The organism is Myxococcota bacterium (assembly GCA_035498015.1).
Taxonomy (GTDB): Bacteria; Myxococcota_A; UBA9160; order SZUA-336; family SZUA-336; genus VGRW01.
The window spans coordinates 1-20,222 of the sequence record DATKAO010000097.1; the positions used below are offsets into that span (position 1 = coordinate 1).

Consider the following 20,222-nt stretch of genomic DNA (forward strand, 5'->3'; position numbering starts at 1 on the left):
GCCTTGTCCTTGCGCAGGAACGCCTCGACCCCGGCCCGGAAGTCCTCGCTGCGGCCGGTGTACATCATGGCCTCGGCCTCGAGGTCGAGCACGTCGCGCAGGTGGCCGTGCAGCGCCAGGTTGAGATGGCGCTTCATGTAGCGGTACGAGAGCGGCGGGCCGTCCGCGATCTTGCGCGCGAGCGCGTCGACCTCGGCGCGGAACGACTGCGGCGGATACACGCGGTACAAGAGACCGATGCGCAGCGCCTCGGCGGCGTCGATGCGCTCGTTCAGGAGATACATCTCGCGCGCCTTGGCCGAGCCGACGAGCTTGGTCAGGAAGTACGAGCCTCCGAAGTCGCCCGAGAAGCCGATGCGCGCGAACGCGGTGGCGAAGATCGCCGAGTCACTCGCCACGCGGATGTCGCAGGCCAGCGCCATCGAGAGCGACGCGCCCGCGGCCGCGCCGTTCACGGCGGCGAGCGTGGGCTTGGGCATGGTGTGCAACAGCCACGACGCCTCCTGGAGCCGCTTGAGTGAGTCGAACGACTCCTCGAGGGTGACCCGGCGGTTGCGCTCGGCCGGGCTGGCGCCGTCGCCGGGCGCGAGGTCGGCCCCGGCCGAGAAGGCGCGCTCGCCCGCGCCGGTGAGCACCACCACGCGCACGTCCGGGTCTTCGGCGACCGAGCGCAGCGTGGGGCCGAGCGCCTCGAGCAGCTCGGTCGTGAGCGCGTTCATCTTGTCGGGGCGGTTCATGGTGACGGTGGCGATGCCGTCCTTGGTCTCGAGCAGCAGGGTGTTCGACATGGCGCGAGTATACGTGGTCGCCTTTCGCGATTTTTTCTGAGATCGTTCTCGCGCCATGGGAACGATCCTGGGTCCGCTGCCGATGTTTGGTGCCCTGGCGCTGTTCGCCGGGGTGCTGGTCTCTCTCGAGCTCGGTCGCGCCATCGGGCGCTGGCGCCACAGCACGGACCTCGTGTCGAACGAGGGCGCAGGCGCGGTCGAGGGCGCCGTGTTCGGGCTCCTGGGGCTCCTGGTCGCATTCACGTTCTCGGGGGCGCTGCAGCGCTGGGACTCACGCCGCGCGCTCGTGGTCGAGGAGGCGAACGACATCGGCACCGCCTGGCTGCGTCTCGACCTCCTGCCCGAGGGATCGCAGCCGCCACTGCGGCAGCTCTTTCGCGACTATCTCGATGCCCGCCTCGCCACGTACGAGGTGCTCCAGGATCTGCCGGCGGCACAGCGCGAGCGGGCGCACTCGCTCGATCTGCAAGGTCAGATCTGGAGCCGGGCGGTGAGCGAGTGTCTGAAGCCCGAGGGCGAGAAGGCCCGGCTGCTGCTCCTGCCCGCGCTGAACGCGATGATCGACATCACGAACACGCGCACGGTGGCGACTCAGATGCATCCGCCGGTCGTGATCTATGCGCTCCTGGTCGCGCTCTTGCTCGCCAGCTCGCTCATGGCCGGGCTCGCCATGTCGCCCTCGCCGCGCCGCCACGTCATGCGCATGCTGTGCTTCGCCGCCGCCATGTCGGTGGGCGTGTACGTGATCCTCGACCTGGAGTTCCCGCGCCTGGGACTGATTCGCATCGACGCCATCGATCAGGTGCTGCGCGAGCTGCGCGCCAGCATGAACTAGCGCGAGAGACTCGAAGCGAGAAACTCGTATCCGCGTCTCACTTCGGGGTTCATACTCGCGGGGCGAGAGGTTGGACGGGGGAGTCCGACCGGCATGTCGCGCGCAGCCGCGCTCGTGATCGCAGCGATCGCCTTCGGTTTTCCGCTCGAGGCGCGAGCGCTGGCGGTGAGCGGGTTCGAGCCGCACGACGTCACGATCGGCACGCGACTCACGATCCGCGGCGACTTCGCGGAGCTCTTGGCCGCCAAGGCGCGGCCCATGGTGCAGGGCCGCCGGATCGATTCGCCCAAGACGGTCCAGTTCCAGGTGCTCGCCTGGTCGCGCCGCACGATCATCGCGCGCGTGAAGAGCGTGCCCTCGACCCGGTCCGACCCGGCCGCGGGCAAGATCTGGTCACTGGTGGTGCGCTGCGACCCGCTCGGCCTGGACGCCGAGGCCGACGGCCCGCTCACGACCTCGGGCCCGCTGCTCGCCTCGCTCGACGAAGGCGAAGCGGCCGCCGGGTCGCTCGTCACTCTTTACGCCATCGACCCGGGCAGCAAGGCGCCGACGGTCCTGCTCGGGCGCAACAAGGCCAAGGTGCTGCTCGACCTTCCCGCAGGCGCCAACCCCGACGACGATCCGTGGAGCGTGACCATCCGCGTGCCGCGGCTGCGCAACGGCTTCTACACCGTGCGGCTCGAGAACTCGCTCGGGCGCGCGCCCGAACGAGCGACCCTGCTCCTGTACGGCAGCGACGGCGCCGGGCTCGATCCCTACGCCAACGTGGCCGTGCAGGGACGACCGGCGCTGGTCGCGCCGGTGTGCACCTGGAGCGCGGCGGGCGACGCCATCCAGGTGTCTGCCTGCGCGGGCGACCCGTGCGCGCGCAGTCTCTCGCTCGAGCTCGTGCCCGATGGCCGCGGGAGCTGGGCGCCGGCCCGGGCCGTGCTCACGACCGCCGACCCCTGGGGCGGCGCGCCCGAGGTGCTCGAATCGGTGACTGGCGAAGCGAAGCTCTTGCCGTCGCCGGCGTCGAACCTGCTGGCCGGCGCGTTCGTCGCCGCGCTGCGGCCCGTCGCGGAGCCCGGAGCCACGCCGCTGCGGATCCGCGGCTACTTCCAGGCGGCTCCCGGGGAGTGAGGGAGTGAGCCAGACGCCCGAGTCGATCGCACGCGACTTCGACCGCATCGCGGGCCTGCCCCACGACCCCTGGGACCACAACCGGCTCTACCACGCCGTGCTGCTGCGGGAGCTCCCGGCGCGGACCGGCGAGATACTCGAGATCGGCTGCGGCACGGGCGAGCTCACGACGAAGCTCGCGCAGCGTTCGCAGCGCGTGCTGGCGCTCGACCTGTCGCCGGCCATGCTGGCGGCGGCACGGACGCGCTGCGCGGCGCAGCCGCACGTGGAGCTGCGCCTGGCCGACGCACTCACGTGCGAGCTTCCGCGCGCGGGCTTCGACGTGGTGGCCACGATCGCGACCCTGCACCACCTGCCGCTCGAGCCCATGTTCGCGCGCGTGCGCGACGCGCTGCGGCCGGGCGGCGTGTTCCTCGCGCTCGACGTGACTCTCGAGCGCTCCGCGGCCGGTGCGCTCGGGTCCGCCGTCGCTGTTCCGCTGAACCTGCTCGGCAGGCTGCGGGCGACCGGACGCCTGCGTCCGCCGCCCGAGGTGCGCGCGGCCTGGCAGGCGCACGTCGCCAGCGACCGGTTTCCGCCGCTGGCCGAGGTGCGCCGCGCCGCAGCGGCGCTCCTGCCGGGCGCGCGCCTGCGCCGGCACCTCTACTGGCGCTACTCGCTGGTCTGGCGCAAGCCGGGTCAGTCGGAGATGCCGGCCGCGCGCCGCGCCTTCGCCTTGGCGCGCTCCAGGTCGTAGGTCCGGTTCATCATCACGCGCTGCGCGGGCAGCCCGCCGCCGGCCTGCAGCGTGGTCACGAGCTGCCAGCCGCCGTAGGCGTCGGCGGTGAGATCGCGGATCAGGTTGTAGATGCGCATGCGCGCCTCGACGTCGACGTCGGGCGTGGTGTGGAGATACTTGCGCAGATACTTGCCCGCCTCGGGATGCCGCAGGTCGGCCTCCTTGGGCAGCGTGAGCACGAGCCCGCCCCCCAGGTCGTGCAGGCGCTGCACGATCGAGTGGTAGTTCGCCGCGAAGTAGTACTTGCCCACGTTCACGCCCAGCACGTTCGGGTGCACCATGCCCGAGGGCGTGGTCTCGTAGTTGCGGCACGCCCAGTCGAGTGACATGCGGATGAGCTGGGCGTAGCAGACCATCTCGGCCACCGCGGCTTGCACCTCGTCCTTGCCGCCCTTGCCCTGCTGCTCGGACACGAGCAGCGCCAGACCGACGAGCGTCTCGGCGCGCTCGGCCGCCTCGACCATGCCCAGGGTGCGCTCCCACAGGCCGAGCGAGCGCGCGAACACGCCCGCGAGCCGGAACTCACCCGCGAGAAACACGCGCTCCCAGGGCACGAACACGTCGTCGAAGATCACGAAGCCTTCGGGCATGCTGTGGTGCGCGCTCGCGGGATAGTCGAACTCGGACAGCTCGGGCGGCGCGAAGCTGCGGTTGATGATGCGCACGCCCGGCGCGTTGGCCGGGATCGAGAACGAGACCGCGTAGTCGGCCTCTTCGTGTCTCATCGACTTGGTCGGCATGACCACGAGCTCGTGCACGAGCGACGCGCCGGTGATGTGCAGCTTCGCGCCGCGCACCGTGATGCCCTTCTCGCTGCGGTCGACGATGCGCAGGTACAGGTCGGGATCGTCCTGCTGGTGCGCGCGGCGGCTGCGGTCGCCTTTGGCGTCGGTGATGACCTCGGCCGCTCGCAGGTCGTTGTCGCGCGCGTAGCGCCACAGGTTCTCGATGTTCTCGGCGTAGCGCGGATTCACCGCCGCCACCTCGTCCTTCACGGACTGGAGCGCCATGTACACGCCGGTGACTCCGCCCACGATCGACATCTGACCGGCGAGCTTCACGCGCTGCAGCAAGTCCTGCTCGCTGCGCGGGATCTGGAACACGCGGTGCGCGCGCGTGCCCTCCTCGGTCTGGTAGGTGGTGAGCTCGCGGCGCGCGGGGTCGTCGTACTCGTAGTCGCGCGCGGCCACGGCCAGCGGCACGCGGAAGCGCGGGTCCTTCGCGACGTCGTCGATGCGGTCGCCGTCCCAGTACAGGACGCGCCCGTCGCGCAAGCTCTCGACGTACTCGGCCGGTGTCTTCAGCGCCATGCGAACCTCCGGGAGGGAATTCTACTCATCCGAACTCGGGCGCGTAGCGCACGCGGCCGCGCACGCGCGCGAGCGCGCCCGGCACGAGCTCGAGCGCCATGAAGGCGTCGCGCGGCGGCGCGTCGCCGAAGGTGAGCCCGAAGCGCATGGCCGGCACGAAGCCGAAGCGCGGGTAGTAGGGCGGGTGACCCAGCACCACCAGGAACGGCGCGCCGAGCTTGCGGCAGGCCTCGATGCCCGCGCGCGCGAGGGCCGAGCCCGCGCCGTCGCGCTGGTGCGCCGGCAGCACGGCCAGCGGCGCGAGCCCGTACGGCGGCGGCGCGAGCGCGTGGTCCTCGACGCGCACGGGGCTGAACAGCACGTGGCCGACCAGCTCGTCGTCGCGCTCGGCCACGAGCGAGACGCACGCGGGCTCGCGCGCGAGCAGGCGCAGCACGATCTCCGCCTCGTCGCTCCGGCCGAAGGCGGCCGTGTGCACGGCGCGGATCGCCTCGCGGTCGCTCGCCTGCCCCGGCCGGATGGCAGTCACGCGAGCGTCGCGGTCACCACGCGCGTCGCGCGGGTCAGCTTGTGTCGGCGCGCGAACTCGGGCCGGCCGACGTCGGCGCGCGAGGCCTCCCAGGTGGCCAGGCTCGCGTAGCGGGTCAAGAGGTGGAAGCGCGCTTCGGGCGGGCGCACGTCGAGGCTCTTCCACAGCCCGATGATCTGCGCGTCGAAGCCGGCTTCGAACTCGGGCCAGGCGCGCTCGGAGAGACTCACGAACTCCTCGGAGTCGGAGTCCGCGATCTCGAAGCTGCGGAACGCGTAGACCCCCGCGATCGTCACGGGCGAGACACGCACGGGGCGCACGGTGGCGATCATGCGCTCGGCGCACAGGCCGCGCAGGCCCTCCGCGGCGGCGCGCAGCGCGCCGCTCGCCGCCGCCAGCCGGGCTTCGTCGGAGTAGGCGGTGAGCAGCACGCCCTCGTTGGCTTCGAGCCCGATCTGGCCGCGGAACATGCCGAAGAACGAGCCGCCGGCCGCCACGTGCAGCGTCGCGGCGCGCGCCTCCCACTCACCCGGGCCGACGCAGAAGCGCAGTGACTCGTAGGTCTCGTGCATGGCCGCCTCGTCAGGGCAGCGCGAACGCCAGCAACGCGTCGCCGGGCTGCGACCAGCCGTGCCCGCCCGACGCGATCACGACGTACTGCTTGCCGTCGGGACGCAGTCTATACGTCATGGGGGTCGCGTTGGCGGTGTACGGCAGGCGCTGGGTCCAGATCTCGCGCCCGGTCTTCGCGTCGAAGGCGCGGAAGAACTTGTCGGTGGTGGCGCCGATGAACACCACGCCGCCGGCGGTCGCGAGCGCGCCGCCCAGGTTGGGGGCGCCCAGATGCAGCCACATCGGCCAGGGCGCCTGGTCGCGCGTGGTGCCCAGCGTCGACTCCCAGAGTGTCTCGCCGCTGGCCAGGTCGATCTTCGAGATCACGCCCCAAGGCGGCCGGTTGCAGGGCGCGCCGAGCGGCGAGAGCAGCGGGCTGCGGCGCACGGCGTAGGGCGTGCCCTTCTGCGGATAGAGCTCGTTGGGGTAGGCCCACTTGCCCGAGTCCTTGATGCGCTCGTACTCGTCGCGCGGGATCAGCTGGATCACCGAGGGCACGCGCATCTGGTTCACGTACATGACCTGCGCCTCGGGATCGACCACCGCGCCGCCCCAGTTCGGCCCGCCGGCCGGACCGGGAAACTCGATCGAGCCGCGCAGGCTGGGCGGCGTGAAGATGCCGTCGGAGCGCAGCTGCGCGATCTGGTCGGCGCAGGCGCGCCGATCCCAGCGCGTGAAGCCCCAGGCGTCCTGGGGAGTGAGTCTCTCCGGGTGGATCGGCCGCGGGTGCGTCGGGAAGGGCTGCGTGGGCGAGAGCGACTCACCGGGCACGTCGGTCGCGGGCACGGGCCGCTCCTCGACCGGGAAGAGTGAGTCGCCGGTGCGCCGGTCGAGCAGGAACACGTGGCCCATCTTGGTGACCTGGGCGAGCGCCGGCACCACGCCGCGCGGCGTGCGCATGTCGAACAGGATCGGCTGCGCGGGCACGTCGTAGTCCCAGACGTCGTGGTGCACGGTCTGGAAGCTCCACGCGACCTCGCCGGTCTCGGCGCGCAGCGCGATCACCGAGCTGGAGTACGCGTCGAGCCCGTTGCGGTTCGCCGCCCAGTAATCGGGCGCGGCGTTGCCCGTGGGCACGAAGATCAGGCCGAGCGACGGGTCGGCCGACAGGATCGACCACACGTTCGCGGTGCCGGGCCGGTACTTCGGCGCGCCCGGCGCCGAGGCCGCCGCGAGCGCGCCGGGCGGCACCGGGTCGAAGGCCCACACGAGCTTGCCGGTCACCGCATCGAAGGCGCGCACCACGCCGCTCGGCGCGTCGCTGCGCAGGTCGTCGGCCACCAGCGCCCCCACCACGACCAGGTCGCCGATCACGAGCGGCGGCGAGGTCATGTAGTACTCCCAGGGGGCGGCCTCGCCGATGCCCTCGCGCAGCGCCACGCGTCCGCCGCTGCCGAAGTCGGCGCAGGCCTCGCCGCTGCGCGCGTCGAGCGCGATCAGCTCCGAGTCGATCGTGCCCGTGAACACGCGCGAGTGACACGGCCGGGTGTTGCCCGTGCGGTCGCCCGGCCAGTACGCCACGCCGCGACACGTTCGCGTGTAGGGCCCTTCGATCTTCCGGAGCTTGGTCTTCGGGTCGAAGGTCCACAGCTCGCGGCCGGTCTCGGGATCGAGCGCGATCACGCGGTTCTTGCCGGTGCAGAAGTACAGCGAGCCGTCGGCGACGATCGGCGTGGCGTTGAACGAGGTGCGCGTGGTGCCGTCGGAGCCGTCCGACACGTCGCCGTGGTGGTAGGTCCACGCCACGTGCAGGTCGCGCACGTTCGCGGCCGTGACCTGGGTGAGCGGCGAGAAGCGCAGGCCCCCCTTGGTGCGGCCGTAGTCGGGCCAATCGTCGGTGGGACCGGAGTAGTCGACCGGCTTCGGCCGCTCGCACGCGGAAGCCAGCGCCAGCGCGAGCGCACACAGGAGACTCGCTGCGGCGCGCGACGCTCCCCTCCCCGGCATCGCGCGAGTCTATCAGAGCGGAGTCACTGCGCGGCGCAGGCGGGTCCTTCGCAGGCCAGCGGGCAGGCGGCGCAGGTCGGGCCCGGCGGCCGAGCCGACAGGATCTTGAACACGTCGAGGTCGCCCTCGTCGATCGTCCCGGTCCCCGACTCGTCGAGGTCGTAGATCGCGCAGCTCATGTCGGCGTGCAGCCCGCAGGTCGAGCCGTCGACGGGCTTTCCGAGCGAGACGCGCAGCGACGCGGTGTCCTTGGCCGAGACGTTCGTCGAGAGGCTCTCGAACTGGCCGTCGCAGCGGTTGCCGAAGCCGTCGCCGTCGTCGTCGCGCTGGCCGCCGGTCAGCGTGGCCCACGGGTGGGTCGCGCGGAAGTCCGCGTCCACACGTGGGTTCGGGATCATCGGGCAGTTGTCGCAGGCGTCGCCCACGCCGTCCTGGTCCCAGTCTTCCTGGCCGGGGTTGGCCACGGTCGGGCAGTTGTCCTCGAGCACGTCGACGCGGTCGCCGTCGGGGTCGCGTTCGGGCGGAAGCCCGTAGTCGATCCAGGTGGAGACGAGCGACGCGCCCCCGATGTCGGGCATGAGCGCGAGCCGCGGCATCCACACGTCGGGCTCGCCCGACAGCATGCGCGCCACGAGCACGCTCCGGCTCGACTGGAACGGGTGGATGCGCACGCCGCCGGGCACGCCGAGGTCACCCTGAGTCGCGGCCACGAACAGCGTGTGGGTGGCGGCGAGCGGCGTGTCGAAGCGCAGGTCCATCCCGCCTGGCGCGGGCGCGCCCGGCGCGTGACAGCTCGCGCAGTTCACGTCGAGGTAGGTGCGCGCGCGGCGATCGATCGTGACTCCGCGTTCGCCCGGCGGGTTGAAGTGGTCGTAGCTCTCGCCGGGGCCGATCGGCTGGTCGAACAAGCCCAGGCACGCGAAGCGGTCGAGCTGGTTGGCCCCCGAGCCGTCGCTGCCCTCGCGGTTGAGCTGGCGCGTGCGCACGCCCAGCGCGCGCCCGCCGGCCTGTGTGTGACACGACGCGCACTCGGACTGCAGCGGGTAGTACCAGTCGATGGTGACCGGCCCGTAGCCCACGTCGATCTCGTAGGTGTAGGTGAGTGACCCGGTGATCAGGTAGGCCGCGGTCTGGTCCGGGATCCACCAGTAGGTGTAGCCGCGCCAGCCCGTGGTCTGGCGCACCGAGATGCGCGTCTCGACGTGGCGTGAGCCGGTCGAGGTGGGCAGGTCGAATTGCTGCACCAACGCCGTGCCGACCGGGAGGTCCCAGTCACCGGTGGGCGTGAAGCCGATCTGCGAGGTCCCCGGCAGCGCGAGCCAGCGGCGCGTGCTGGCGAAGCTGTTCCAGCCGGGCGCGTTCACCTCGTAGGCCAGCACGCCAGGCGCGGCCGAGAGCGAGGCGAAGTCGCTGAACAGCCCCGTGTCGGCCAAGGTCTGGGGCACGTTGGGGTCGAGCTCGCCGCCCGCGGAAGTGACTCGCAGGAGCTTGCCCGCGCTGCGGTCCACCAGCAGGAGCTCGCCCGCCCGGTCCTCGGCGAAGGCGGCGACGCCCGCGTGACTGGCGATCTGCTTCGGCGTGCCGCTGGCGACGTCGAGCGCCCAGACGCGGCCGTTCGCGAAGTCGGCGTACAGGTAGTGCCCGTAGAGCTCCGGCATCTGCGCGCCGCGGTAGACCGCGCCGCCCGTGACGCTCATGCCGCCGCCCGCGCCGTGCGGATAGGCGAGCACGGGCGCAGTGAGTCCCGGCGCCCCGCAGCCCGCGCCGCTGGCGTTGCTGGTGCCTTCGCACAGCTTCCAGCCGAAGTTCTGCCCGCCCGGCGAGCCGACCGAGATGCGGTCGATCTCCTCCGCGCGCGAGCTGCCCACGTCGCCCAGCCAGAGGTCGCCGGTGAGGCGGTCGAACGAGAAGCGGCGCGGGTTCTGCAGCCCGTAGGCGAAGATCTCGCCGCGCACCGGGACCATCGAGGCGAACGGGTTGTCGCCCGGCACCTGGTAGGGCAGCGGGCCGTGCACGTCGATGCGCAACAGCTTGCCCAAGAGGTTGGTCAGCGTCTGGGCGTTGTTCTGCGGGTCACTCGTGCCCCCGCCGTCGCCGCTCGCGATCCACAGCATGCCGTCGGGGCCGAAGGCGATCTGCCCGGCGCGGTGGTTGGCGAACGGCTGCTCGATCTGCAGCACGGTCTGGCCGCTGTCGGGGTCGACCGCCAGCGTGTCTCCGTCGAGCGCGCGGAAGCGCACCACGCGCGTGCAGGCGTGCGCGGTGCCGCACGACTCACTCGGCAGCGAGTAATTCACGTACAGGTAGCCGTTGCTCGCGAAGTCGGGATCGAACGCGAGCCCGAGCACGCCGTCCTCGCCGCCGACCTGCGCGGCGTCCCAGCTCGGCCCGGCCGCGGACAAGTCGACCAGCACGTCGCTGCCCATCGCGAACGAGTCGTCGTCGAACACCAGGATCCGGCCGCCCTGCTCGGCGACCGCGATGCGGTCGAGCTCGCCGGGCACCGGCACCGCCAGCACGGGCATGTCGAACTCGAGGAAGGGGAACGCGTCGACCAGCACGGGCGCGGAGCCATCGATCGGGAACGCGTGCCCGGCGAAGGGGACGCGCGTCTCGGGACCGCAGGCCGTCTGCGCGTGCGCGCGCGCGGCGGCAAGCGACGCGCAGGAGAGCGCCAGGCAGAGTGCAGCCCGGCGCGGGCTGAACGGGATCGAGCGGGTCATGGGTTGGCTCCCCCAGCCTCCGCATGCCGTTTCGGAGCAACAGCCATGCGCATGAGTGACCCGGCGCACACAGTGCAACTCCACGCGTGCTTTGCATCACGCAGCGGCGGCGGGTCAGAATCCCGCCCGCAGGGAGGAGGCATCCCACGATGACGATCGCCAGCACGAGGCAGGGCCGGGTCCAGGGCGAAGCGCGCGACGGTCTCTCGATCTTCCGCGGCATTCCCTTTGCCGCGCCGCCGGTGGGCGCGCTGCGCTGGCGCGCGCCGGAGCCCGCGGCGCCGTGGTCGGGCGTGCGCGACTGCACGGCGTTCGGCGCGTGCGCCCCGCAGAACGTGGTTGCGCTCGACATGCTCGAGGCGTTCAAGATCCTCGAGCCGCAGAGCGAGGACTGCCTGTTCCTGAACGTGTGGACGCCCGGCGTCGACGCGCGCCGGCGGCCCGTGATGGTGTGGATCCACGGTGGCGCGTTCACGATCGGCTCGGGCGCGCAGTCGATCTACGACGGCGCGCCGCTGGCCAAACGCGGCGACGTGGTGGTCGTGACCGTGAACTACCGGCTCGGGCCGCTGGGCTTCCTGCGACTCACCGAGCTCACCGGCGGGCGCATTCCCGCGACCGGCAACGAGGGCATGCTCGATCAGCTGGCCGCGCTCGAGTGGGTGCGCGACAACATCGCGGCGTTCGGCGGCGATCCCGAGAACGTGACCATCTTCGGCGAGTCTGCCGGCGGCATGAGCGTGGGCACGCTGCTCGGCCTGCCGCGCGCGCGCGGCCTGTTCCACAAGGCGATCCCGCAGAGCGGCGCGTGCAGCACCGCGGCCACGCGCGACGCCGCGAACTTCGTGGCGGAGCGCTACCTGTCGCATCTCGGTGTCGGCAGCGATCCCGAGTCACTCCGCAAGGTGACTGCTGCGCAGCTGCTCGCGGCCAGCGCGGCGCTAGCGGGCCCGCCCGGCACGCCCAACGAGGAGGTCGGCGGCCTGCCGTTCCAGCCCGTGGTCGACGGCGAGATCCAGCCGCGGCGCGCGATCGACTCGGTCGCAGGCGGCTCGGCGGCCGGCGTACCGCTCCTGGTGGGCACCACGCTCGAAGAGTGGAAGCTCTTCCTGCCCGCCGACCCCACGAACTTCGGGCTGAGCGACGCGCAGCTCGCGCGCCGTTGTGACCGCCGGCTCGGCGCGGCCGGGCGCGGCGTGGTCGAGACCTACCAGAAGGCGCGCAGCGAGCGCGGCCAGCCCGCGACGCCGCAGGAGCTGTGGGGCGCGATCGAGACCGACCGCATCTTCCGCATGCCCGCGCTGAAGCTCGCCGAGTCCCAGGCGCGGCACGAGCCGCGCGTCTTCAACTACCTGTTCACCTGGTCCTCGCCGATGCTGGGCGGAATGCTCGGCTCCTGCCACGCGCTCGAGCTCGGCTTCGTGTTCGGTACGCACCGCAACCCCGGCGTGTCGGACTTCTCGGGCACGGGCCCGCAGGCAGACGCCCTCTCCGAGCACATGATGGACGCGTGGCTCGCCTTCGCGCGCACCGGCGACCCGTCGACCGCGTCGGCGGGCGCGTTCCCGCGCTACGGAGCCGAGCGGCACACGCGCATCTTCGGCGCCGAAACCAAGAACGCCGCCGCACCGTACGACGAGGAGCGCCGCGCCTGGGAGCGCGTCGCCGATGCGGCGATCGGGGCGCCCTGAGCGCGGAGTGACTGGCGGAGGTTGGCCATGGGCGTAGTCGTCGACACGGTCTCGGGAAAGCTAAAGGGCGAGCGGCGGGGCGGGCACGAGCGCTTCCTCGGCATTCCGTTCGCCGCGGCGCCGGTGGGCGAGCGGCGCTGGCGCGCGCCGCAGCCCGCGCCGCTGTGGTCGCGCACGCGGCCGGCGCTCGCGTTCGGCGCGTCGGCGCCCCAGCCGCCCAGCGCGCTCCCGGGTATGGCCGTCGGCCCGCAGGACGAAGACTGCCTGTATCTCAACGTGTTCACGCCGCGCGCGGACGGCGCGCGCCGGCCCGTGCTGTTCTGGATCCACGGCGGCGGCTTCACCACCGGCGGGGCTGCGCAGGCCATGTACGACGGCGGCCGGCTCGCCGAGCGCGGCGACGTGGTGGTCGTGACCATCAACTACCGGCTCGGGTCGTTGGGCTATCTGCACCTGCCGGGCTGCGACGCCAACCTGGGCCAGCTCGACCAGATCGCGGCGCTGGAATGGACGCGCGACAACATCCGCGCGTTCGGCGGCGACCCCGACCAGGTCACGATCTTCGGCGAGAGCGCCGGCGGCATGGCCGTCGCGACCCTGCTCGGCATGCCGGGCGCACGCGGCTTGTTCCGGGGCGCGATCGCGCAGAGCGGCGCCGCGCAGAACGTGCACACGCGCGCGAGCGCGGCCGAAGTCACTGCCGCGGTGCTGGCCGAGCTCGGCCAGTCGGTGCCGGAGCTCGCCAAGCTGCGCGAGCTGCCCGTGAGCGCGCTGATCGAGGCGCAGAAGAAGGTGACTGCGGCGCGGCGCGCCGAGCTCGAGCTCGCGTTCTGCCCCACGGTCGACCCGGCCACGCTGCCCAAGCCACCGCTCGACGCCGTGCGCGAGGGCGCCGCGTCCGGAGTGGCGCTCCTGGTCGGCAGCAACCGCGACGAGATCAAGCTGTTCCGATTGGGCGTCGCCGAGTCGGCCAGCCTGTCGCCCGAGTCACTCTTGAAGCGGGTGCGCGGCACGCTGGGCGCGGTGCGCGCCGACCCGGCGCGGGCCGAAGCGCTGGTCGACACCTACCGCGCGGCGCGCGCAGGCCGCGCCTCCGTGGAGCCGGGCGAGCTCCTCGACGCGATCCAGTCCGACCGCACCTTCCGCATTCCGGCGATCCGGCTGGCCGAGGCGCAGCGGCGCAACGAGGCGCGCACCTACATGTACTTCTTCACCTGGGAGTCACCGGCGCGGCGGGGCACGCTCGGCGCGTGTCACGCTCTCGAGCTGCCCTTCGTGTTCGGCACGCTCGACGCCCCGACCATGGACCGCTTCGCGGGCAAAGGCCCGGAGGCCGACGCGCTGTCGGCGCAGATGATGGACGCCTGGATCGCCTTCGCCCGCGCCGGCGAGCCGACACACGGTGGTGTCTCCCACTGGCCGGCCTACGATACGCGCACACGGGCGACGCTCGTGTTCGATCGCGAATGTCAGCTGGTCCACGCGCCGCTCGACGCAGAGCGCGCCGCGTGGGAAGGGATTCTCTAGAGGCGCGAGGCGCAGGCGCGCACTCGCCGGCCACGACCGCCGCCCAAATCTGACCGAGCGGTGTAAGCTCTCGGCTCGAAATCCGTGCCCTCGGCCCGCGACGTAGGGAGTCACGGAGGTCGGGGTCGGAGCCGGACTCGTGGGCTGGCGTGGCTGGCAGGGCGTCTGTACTGCGGGCGGAGCGAGATCGGGTGGCGGAAACCCGCGACGACCTGACCCTGATGGAGCTCGTGGCGCGGCGCGACGCCGGCGCGCTGGACGGGCTCTACCTCCGGCACGCATCCCTGATCTTCGCGTTGTGTCTGCGGATCCTGCGCAATCACGCAGAGGCCGAGGAAGTCTTGCAAGAGGTCTTCTGGGAGCTCTGGCGCTCGAGTAGCCGCTACGCCGCCGAACGCGGCAGCGCCCGGGTGTATCTCGTGCAGCTGGCGCGCAGCCGCTCGCTCGACCGCGTGCGCCTGCGCCGGCGCCGCGAGGCGCTGCTGGCCGAGGCCGGCGGCCCGTCGGTCGTGGCCTCGGCGCTGGGCGGCGACGGCCGCGAAGTGAGCGCGCTGGCGTCGGCGCTCTCCGGCGAGCAGCACCGCCAGGTGCGCGCGGCCATGTGCGAGCTCTCGGAGCCGGAGCGCCATGCGCTCACGCTCTCGTTCTTCGACGGACTGTCTCATGCGGAGATCGCTGCTCAGCTGGGCGAGCCGCTCGGCACGGTGAAGACCCGCATCCGGCGCGCGCTCCTGCGCCTGCGCCACGCGCTCGTGACTCCCGGCGGAGGTGTGCCGTGACTTGCGAAGAGCGGCGCGAGCTCGTGTTCCTCTACGCGGCCGGCGAGCTCGAAGGCGCCGAGCGCGACGAGCTGCGCGCTCACCTGGCGGACGGCTGCCCGCGCTGCCTGGGCGCGCTCGCCGAGTCCGAGGCCGCGATCACGCGGCTCGCGGCCTCGGAGCTCGCGCCCGTGACTCCGCCCGAGAGCGTGCGGCGCGCGCTGTCGGCGCGCATTGCGCTCGAGAGCCGCATGCTGGAGCCGCAGCAGTCAGTCGCCGCGCCGCCGCCGCGCCGGCGCATGCGCACGGCGCTCGCGGCAGGTCTCGCGGCCGCGGCCGCGGCGGCCGTGGTGCTGGCCGCAACGGAGCTCCGCCTGCGCGGCGCCGAGCGCGACGCCGACACCCGGCACGCGGCGCTCGAGCTGATCGGCTCGCCGTACATGCGCGCGATCGAGCTCTCCGGGCCCGCGCTCGGCTTCCAGGGCCACGGCCACCTGTACTGGGACTATCACAGCGGCGGCTGCTACCTGCGCGCCACGCAGGTGCGCGCGCCCGAGCCCGGCAAGGTCTACGTGCTGTGGTTCACCGATGCCGACGGCGCGCCGCTGCGCGGCGGCGTGCTCCAGCTGGCGCGCGACGGCGAAGCCACGCTCCTCACCGAGATGCCGCGCCAGATCGACGTGACCGGCGAAGTCATGGTCACGGCCGAGAAGGACCCGCGCGTCGAGCAGCCCAGCGCCGACGCCGTGCTGCACGGCGAGCTCCAGCACTTCTAATTCAGCGGGTCGTTGCGCCTTGGATCCGCCCCGGCCGGCGTGGTCTACTCTCGGCGCGGTCGGGCGTCCGTTCGCCAGAGCGCTGGGGAACCGATGAATGGTTGGACGGACGGATCGATCCTGCTGACGGGCGCCACGGGCCTGCTCGGCGCCGAGCTCCTGCCTCGTCTGCTCACGGCCGCGCCCGAGGCGCGCGTGCACTGCCTGGTGCGCGCGCGCGACCGCGCACAGCTCGCGCTGCGCGCGTCGGAGCTCGTGGCGGGTGCGGGGCTGTCGGCGGAGCTGGCCGAGCGCGTGCGCGTGCATGCCGGCGACATGCGCGCGGACGGCCTGGGCCTCGAGGCGCCCGCGCGCGCGGCGCTGGCACGCGAGGTGCGCGCCGTGGTGCACGCCGCCGCCAGCACGCGCTTCGACCTCGACCTGGCCGACGCGCGCGCGATCAACGTGACCGGCACGCGCCACGTGCTGGCGTTCGCGCGCGAGGCCGGCGCTCGGCTCCACCACGTCTCGACGGCCTACGTGGTCGGCGACCGCCAGGGCGGCTTCCACAACGCCTACGAACAGAGCAAGCTCGAGTCCGAAGAGCTCGTGCGCGCCGCCGCGCGCGACCTACACACCACGGTGTACAGGCCCAGCATCATCGTGGGCGACTCGCAGAGCGGCCGCACGCCGCACTTCCGCGTGCTCTACGACCCCTTCAAGTGGGTGATCTACGGCAAGACGAGTCTCTTGCCCTGCCGGCCCGAGGTGCGGATCGACGTGGTGCCGGTCGACTGGGTGTGCGACGCGCTGCTGGCGCTGGGCGAGCGCTCGACCGGGTCGGGCGCGACTTACCTGCTCGCGGCCGGCGCGGCGCGCTCGCTGTCGATCGGCGAGATCCTCGCGCGCTCCGAGCCGATCGTGAACGGCTGGCTGGCCGCGCACGGGCAGCCGACCGTGCCCGTGCCGCGCATCGTGTCGCCCGACGCCGCGACCCCGGAGCTGGCCCAGCTGTTCGCAGCCGGCGCGGCGGTCATGCGCACGCACCTGCCCTACATGCTCGACGAGCTCCTGTTCGACGATGCGGCGACCGAGGCGGCGCTGGCTGACTCGCCCCGCTGCCCGCCGCTCGCGGAGTATCTGGCGGCGATCCTCGGCTACGCGCTCGAGCGGCGCTTCGGGTTGCCGTAGTGCTCACGCCGATCCAGTTCGGCGTCGCGGCCGGCATCCCGCTGCTCGTGGCCGCCGCGGTCTCGGTGCTCCGCCCGCGCTGGATCGTCGACCACCCGATCTGGGTGCTCGTGCTGCACGGCGTGATCACGGTGATCTTCGCCGCGGCGTTCTTCCGCTGGGAGCCGTTCGGCGTGCGCATCGGCATCGACGCCTCGAGCGAGCCGCTCCTGCCCGAGAACGACCCGGGCGAGCCCTTGTACCAGCGCGCGATCCTGTCGTTCGGCGACGACGACGTGTTCGTGATCTCGATGGAGACCGACGGCGTCTTCACGCAGCCGAACCTCGCGACCCTGAAGTCGGTCGGCGCCGAGATCCAGAAGCTGCCCGGCGTGCGCGGCATTGAGAGCCTGGCCAAGGTCTACGCCTACCGCTGGAACGCGAAGACCGAGATCGTCGAGATGGGCCAGTTCATCGACGAGGTCCCGTCCGATCCCGCCGCGCTGGCCGACCTGCGCACGCGCGCGCTGTCCGACCCGCTCTACCCCAAGACGATCGTGTCTCGCGACGGCAAGACCGCGGCCATCAACGTGACCTTCAGCGCGATGAGCGACGACGAGTTCGTCAAGCAAGATCTCGACGGGCGCATCGCCGCGATCCTGAAGCAGGCCACGCGGCCGGGAGTCACCTTCCACGTGACCGGCCGCCCGCACGTGCGCGCGCAGGCGCACGAGCTCCTGGTGCACGACCTGGCGCGGCTGGTCCCGATCGCGGTGGCGGTGTCGGTGATCGCGCTCTGGCTCATGACCGGGTCGCTGCGCGGCACGCTCGTGCCGCTGCTGTTCAACGTGATGGCCTGCTTCTGGTCCTACGGCGCGATGGCGGCCATGGGCGGGAACCTGAACCTGATCACGCTGTGCATGGGGCCTGCGCTGATCACGATCGGCGGAGTCACCGCCGTGCACAGCTTCGAGTGCTACGAGCAGATCGCCAAGACCTCGCGCGACGCGCGCGAGGCGGCGCTGCGCACGCTCGAATACACCGCGGACGTGGTGCTGATCGCGGGGCTCACCACGATCGTCGGCTTCGCGGCCCTGCTCATCAACGAGATTCCGGCCACCAACGAGCTGGGCGGCTATTGCATCTTCGGCGTGGCCTCGATCACGGTCATCTCGCTCACCGGCCTGCCCGCGATGCTCTCGCTGTTGCCGCTGCACCACGAGGAGACCGGGCGCGCGCTCTACACCGCGCAGACGCGGCTGGCCGAGTGGTTCCAGCACAACGTCGAGCGGCGGCTCGAAAAGCTGGGCCAGTGGCAGATCGAGCACCGCAACGGCGTGCTCCTGGCCTGGGTCTTGTCCGGCGTGGTCGCCTGTCTCTTGATGCCGCGCATCGTGACCGACACCGACTTCATCACCTTTTTCCGCAAGAGCTCCGCCGTGCGCCAGGACTTCACGGCGGTGAACGAGAAGCTCACCGGCGCGGTGCCGCTCTACGTGGTGCTCGAGAGCGGGAAGGAGGGCACGTTCCGCGATCCCGAGGCGCTGCGCGCGGTCGAGCGGCTGGAGGCGCGCATCGACAAGCTCCCGGGAGTCACCGCCGTCGTGTCTGCGGCCGACCTGGTGAAGATCGCGCACCAGGCCATGGAGCAAGGCAAGCCCGAGGCGTTCACGATTCCCGACACGCGGCCCGAGCTCGCCGAACTGATGTTCCTGATTCCGAAGGAGAAGCTGCGCACGTTCGCGACCTCGAATCACTCCAGCGCGAACCTGCTCGTGCGTTCCGATCGGCTCGGCTCGGCCGCGCTGCGCGAGCTGGAGGATGCCATCCACGCGGCGATCGCCGCGGAGTCACTCCCGGCCGGTATCCAAGCCGACGTCACCGGCAACTCGATCCGCATCAACCGCGGCGCCGACGGCATCGCCGGCAACCAGGTCGCCCAGCTCACGTTCACGATCGTCTGCGCGCTCTTCATCGTGATGGTCGTGTTCCGCAGCGTCGGCCTGGGCCTGCTCGCCATGCCGACCAACGTGCTGCCGGTGTTCCTGTTCTACGGGGCGCTGGGGGCCGGCGTCGCGCCGCTCTCGATCCCGATCAGCCTGATCGGATCGGTGGCGCTCGGCATCACGGTCGACGACACGAGTCACTTCCTGAACGCCTTCCGGCACCGCCGCGCCGACGGCCAGAGCGCCGAGCGCGCGGCGCTCGAGTGCACGATGGAAGTGTGCCGTGCGATGGTCGTGACCTCGACCATGGAGATCACGGGCTTCCTGGTCATGACGTTCTCGAGCTTCGCCACGCTGCAGGAGTTCGGCTATCTCACCGCGATCACGATGACGATGTGTCTCGCAACCGACGTGCTGATGCTGCCCGCCATGGTCGTGAAGCTGCAGAAGCTCGCCGTGCCGGCCAGCGACCGGCTGCGGGCGAGCCCGGCGCGCGGCGAGTCACCGGCGTGAACCACGCGACGCTCGGCCGCTTCGGGCGCGTGAGTCGCCTGACGCTCGGGGGCGGCGGCATCGGCCAGATCTGGGGCGAGACGAGCAAGGACGAGGCGCTGCGCACGGTCGAAGCGGCCGTGGCGGCGGGCATCGACCTGCTCGACACCGCGCCCATGTACCGCAACTGCGAGCAGTTCATCGGGGAGGCCTTCGGCGGCCGCCTGCCGCCCGGGCTGCGCGTCACCTCGAAGTGCGCGCTCGGCTCGCCGCCCGCCGGCGAAGCTCCGGCGCGCATCCGCGCGTCGCTCGAGCGGAGCCTCGCCGCGATGAAGCTCGAGCGCATCGACCTGTACTTCCTGCACACGAACATCTGCCCCGACGACTACGTGTACGCGCACGGCAACGACCGGCGCGCGCAGCTGGCCACGACCTGGTCGCTGTACGTGGACCAGGTGGTGCCGACCTTCGAGTCACTTGCGCGCGAAGGCAGGATCGGCGCCTGGGGCATCACGGCCGTGGGTGTCCCCGACACGGTCGTGCGCGCCCTCGAGCACGCGCCGCGCCCGCGCGCGGCGCAGGTGGTCGCGAACCTGCTCGACAGCGCAGGCAGCCTGCGCCGCTTCGAAGAGCCCGCGCGGCCGCGCGAGATCGCCCGCGCCGCCCGGGCCGCGGGCGTGGGCGTGCTCGGCATCCGCGCCGTGCAGGCCGGCGCGCTCACGCGCGAGCTCGACCGCGCCCTGTCTCCGAACCACCCGGACGCGCGCGACTACGCGCGCGCCGCGCCGTTTCGCGCGCTGTGCGAGCGCTGGGGCGAAGACCCGGCCGTGGTCGCGCACCGCTACGCCCTGTCGCTGCCGAACGTCGACACGGTCGTGCTCGGCGTGAAGAACCGGATCGAGCTCGCGCAGTGTCTCGCCGCGGAGGCCGCGGGGCCGCTCGCCGCCGACCAGATCGCAGAGATCGACTCGTCCGCAGCCCGACCTTAGAACCGACTCACTTTCCCTCGACCGCTTCCTTCCCCTTTTCGTACTGCTCGTCCAGCTTGCGGCCAGCCTTCTCCATCGCGCCTTCATTGGGGTGAGTCAGCTTGTCGACGGTCTCGTCGATCTTCTCGCCGGCCTTCTGGGCGGCGCCCTTCTGGGGACAGCCGGTGGTGGCGAGCGACGCCACGGCGAGCGCGGCGAGCAGGAGACGGGAAGCGTGCGTGGTTCTCATGGGGCTCATTGTATTCTGGCG

At 72.0% G+C, this 20,222-nt stretch carries 17 protein-coding genes; 10 read left to right on the plus strand and 7 right to left on the minus strand.

Features of this window, described 5'->3' with window-relative positions:
• Positions 1 to 788: enoyl-CoA hydratase (locus VMR86_08185; protein HTO07025.1), on the minus strand; the 788-nt coding region annotated here is incomplete at its 3' end.
• A gap of 55 nt (positions 789 to 843) precedes the next feature.
• Here VMR86_08185 and VMR86_08190 point away from each other — a divergent pair.
• The 3 genes from VMR86_08190 (at position 844) to VMR86_08200 (ending at position 3,481) form a co-directional block, all read left to right on the plus strand.
• Positions 844 to 1,623, plus strand: a complete 780-nt coding sequence (locus VMR86_08190; protein ID HTO07026.1) for a DUF4239 domain-containing protein — start codon at positions 844 to 846, stop codon at positions 1,621 to 1,623.
• 93 nt (positions 1,624 to 1,716) lie between these two features.
• Entirely contained in the window at positions 1,717 to 2,745 is a 1,029-nt protein-coding gene (locus tag VMR86_08195; protein HTO07027.1) for a hypothetical protein, read from the plus strand.
• Between the two features lie 4 nt (positions 2,746 to 2,749).
• Positions 2,750 to 3,481: a methyltransferase domain-containing protein gene (locus VMR86_08200; GenBank protein HTO07028.1), complete on the plus strand. Its 732-nt coding sequence runs from the start codon at positions 2,750 to 2,752 to the stop codon at positions 3,479 to 3,481.
• On the opposite strand, the gene VMR86_08205 is transcribed toward VMR86_08200, so the two are convergent.
• From VMR86_08205 to VMR86_08225, 5 genes are read right to left on the minus strand one after another with little or no spacing between them, the layout of a single operon-like run.
• Positions 3,424 to 4,833, minus strand: coding sequence for a 4-hydroxyphenylacetate 3-hydroxylase N-terminal domain-containing protein (locus tag VMR86_08205; protein HTO07029.1), 1,410 nt, complete (start codon positions 4,831 to 4,833; stop codon positions 3,424 to 3,426). The genes VMR86_08200 and VMR86_08205 overlap by 58 nt on opposite strands.
• Positions 4,834 to 4,858: 25 nt before the next feature.
• Positions 4,859 to 5,362 carry an N-acetyltransferase gene (locus VMR86_08210; protein HTO07030.1) on the minus strand — a complete coding sequence of 168 codons (504 nt, stop codon included), beginning with the start codon at positions 5,360 to 5,362 and terminating at the stop codon, positions 4,859 to 4,861.
• On the minus strand, positions 5,359 to 5,934 hold the full coding sequence (locus tag VMR86_08215) for a hypothetical protein (protein HTO07031.1): 576 nt from the start codon (positions 5,932 to 5,934) through the stop codon (positions 5,359 to 5,361). Before VMR86_08215 ends, VMR86_08210 begins: the two co-directional genes overlap by 4 nt.
• Positions 5,935 to 5,944: 10 nt before the next feature.
• Positions 5,945 to 7,921, minus strand: a complete 1,977-nt coding sequence (locus VMR86_08220; GenBank protein HTO07032.1) for a pyrroloquinoline quinone-dependent dehydrogenase — start codon at positions 7,919 to 7,921, stop codon at positions 5,945 to 5,947.
• A 23-nt stretch (positions 7,922 to 7,944) separates the two neighbouring features.
• Complete coding sequence (locus VMR86_08225; GenBank protein ID HTO07033.1) at positions 7,945 to 10,644, minus strand: PQQ-dependent sugar dehydrogenase; 2,700 nt, start codon at positions 10,642 to 10,644, stop codon at positions 7,945 to 7,947.
• A gap of 149 nt (positions 10,645 to 10,793) precedes the next feature.
• Between VMR86_08225 and VMR86_08230 the strand changes: the two genes are divergently transcribed.
• From VMR86_08230 to VMR86_08260, 7 genes are all read left to right on the plus strand, one after another.
• A complete protein-coding gene (locus VMR86_08230) occupies positions 10,794 to 12,335 on the plus strand; it encodes a carboxylesterase/lipase family protein (protein ID HTO07034.1) in 1,542 nt (513 codons plus the stop codon).
• Positions 12,336 to 12,362: 27 nt separating this feature from the next.
• Entirely contained in the window at positions 12,363 to 13,862 is a 1,500-nt protein-coding gene (locus tag VMR86_08235) for a carboxylesterase/lipase family protein (protein HTO07035.1), read from the plus strand.
• 191 nt (positions 13,863 to 14,053) lie between these two features.
• Complete coding sequence (locus VMR86_08240) at positions 14,054 to 14,641, plus strand: sigma-70 family RNA polymerase sigma factor (GenBank protein HTO07036.1); 588 nt, start codon at positions 14,054 to 14,056, stop codon at positions 14,639 to 14,641.
• Positions 14,638 to 15,396: an anti-sigma factor gene (locus tag VMR86_08245; GenBank protein ID HTO07037.1), complete on the plus strand. Its 759-nt coding sequence runs from the start codon at positions 14,638 to 14,640 to the stop codon at positions 15,394 to 15,396. The genes VMR86_08240 and VMR86_08245 overlap by 4 nt, the downstream gene beginning before the upstream one ends.
• Positions 15,397 to 15,489: 93 nt before the next feature.
• Positions 15,490 to 16,566, plus strand: a complete 1,077-nt coding sequence (locus VMR86_08250; protein HTO07038.1) for an SDR family oxidoreductase — start codon at positions 15,490 to 15,492, stop codon at positions 16,564 to 16,566.
• Positions 16,566 to 19,004 (plus strand): MMPL family transporter, encoded by a 2,439-nt coding sequence (locus tag VMR86_08255; GenBank protein HTO07039.1) that lies wholly within the window; start codon positions 16,566 to 16,568, stop codon positions 19,002 to 19,004. The genes VMR86_08250 and VMR86_08255 overlap by 1 nt, the downstream gene beginning before the upstream one ends.
• Positions 19,001 to 19,972 carry an aldo/keto reductase gene (locus VMR86_08260; GenBank protein ID HTO07040.1) on the plus strand — a complete coding sequence of 324 codons (972 nt, stop codon included), beginning with the start codon at positions 19,001 to 19,003 and terminating at the stop codon, positions 19,970 to 19,972. Before VMR86_08255 ends, VMR86_08260 begins: the two co-directional genes overlap by 4 nt.
• Before the next feature lie 7 nt (positions 19,973 to 19,979).
• Here the strand turns inward: VMR86_08260 and VMR86_08265 are convergent, their stop codons facing one another.
• Positions 19,980 to 20,201 carry a hypothetical protein gene (locus VMR86_08265; GenBank protein ID HTO07041.1) on the minus strand — a complete coding sequence of 74 codons (222 nt, stop codon included), beginning with the start codon at positions 20,199 to 20,201 and terminating at the stop codon, positions 19,980 to 19,982.
• Positions 20,202 to 20,222: the final 21 nt, after the last annotated feature.

Coding starts and splice junctions, on each gene's coding strand:
- VMR86_08235 (HTO07035.1), top strand. CDS start 12,363: ATGGGCGTAGTCGTCGACACGGTCTCGGGAAAGCTAAAGGGCGAGCGG.
- VMR86_08190 (HTO07026.1), top strand. CDS start 844: ATGGGAACGATCCTGGGTCCGCTGCCGATGTTTGGTGCCCTGGCGCTG.
- VMR86_08215 (HTO07031.1), bottom strand. CDS start 5,934: ATGCACGAGACCTACGAGTCACTGCGCTTCTGCGTCGGCCCGGGTGAG.
- VMR86_08265 (HTO07041.1), bottom strand. CDS start 20,201: ATGAGAACCACGCACGCTTCCCGTCTCCTGCTCGCCGCGCTCGCCGTG.
- VMR86_08230 (HTO07034.1), top strand. CDS start 10,794: ATGACGATCGCCAGCACGAGGCAGGGCCGGGTCCAGGGCGAAGCGCGC.
- VMR86_08195 (HTO07027.1), top strand. CDS start 1,717: ATGTCGCGCGCAGCCGCGCTCGTGATCGCAGCGATCGCCTTCGGTTTT.
- VMR86_08250 (HTO07038.1), top strand. CDS start 15,490: ATGAATGGTTGGACGGACGGATCGATCCTGCTGACGGGCGCCACGGGC.
- VMR86_08225 (HTO07033.1), bottom strand. CDS start 10,644: ATGACCCGCTCGATCCCGTTCAGCCCGCGCCGGGCTGCACTCTGCCTG.
- VMR86_08205 (HTO07029.1), bottom strand. CDS start 4,833: ATGGCGCTGAAGACACCGGCCGAGTACGTCGAGAGCTTGCGCGACGGG.
- VMR86_08220 (HTO07032.1), bottom strand. CDS start 7,921: ATGCCGGGGAGGGGAGCGTCGCGCGCCGCAGCGAGTCTCCTGTGTGCG.